The following is a 438-nucleotide window of genomic DNA, read 5'->3' as shown; positions in this document are numbered from 1 at the left end:
CTTTACGAGTGATCATTTTCATGAAGCCATCAGTTGCATCAAGAGAAAGTGCACGTCCGTTCGCTGCGAATGGGAATTTCGCTGCAACGATTTCGATACCTTCTGCTTTTGCTTCTGCTTCAGTGTATCCAACAGTTGCAAGTTCTGGCTCAGAGAATACAACAGCAGGAATACCAAGGTAATCAATTTCAGCTGGCTCTCCAGCGATTGCTTCAGCTGCAATTTTACCTTCGTAAGAAGCTTTGTGAGCAAGTGGTGGTCCATCAACGATGTCACCAATTGCATAGATGTTAGATACGCTTGTACGGCATTGTTTGTCTGTTTTGACAACTCCGCGGTCAGTCAATTCAACACCAACTTGCTCAAGACCAAGCTCATCAGTGTTTGGACGACGACCAACAGTCACAAGTACGTAATCAGCATCAACTGTTTTTTCTT

At 44.3% G+C, this 438-nt stretch carries 1 protein-coding gene; it reads right to left on the bottom strand.

From position 1 onward, the window contains the following. A partial coding sequence (locus GFC01_RS18245) for an FAD-dependent oxidoreductase (RefSeq protein ID WP_194175046.1) occupies positions 1–438 on the bottom strand: 438 nt, incomplete at both ends.

It is taken from the genome of Desulfofundulus thermobenzoicus, from assembly GCF_009428905.1.
Lineage (GTDB): Bacteria > Bacillota > Desulfotomaculia > Desulfotomaculales > Desulfovirgulaceae > Desulfofundulus_A > Desulfofundulus_A thermobenzoicus.
The sequence above is the reverse complement of the archived record's forward strand: the minus strand, read 5'-3'. Positions and strand labels throughout refer to the sequence as shown.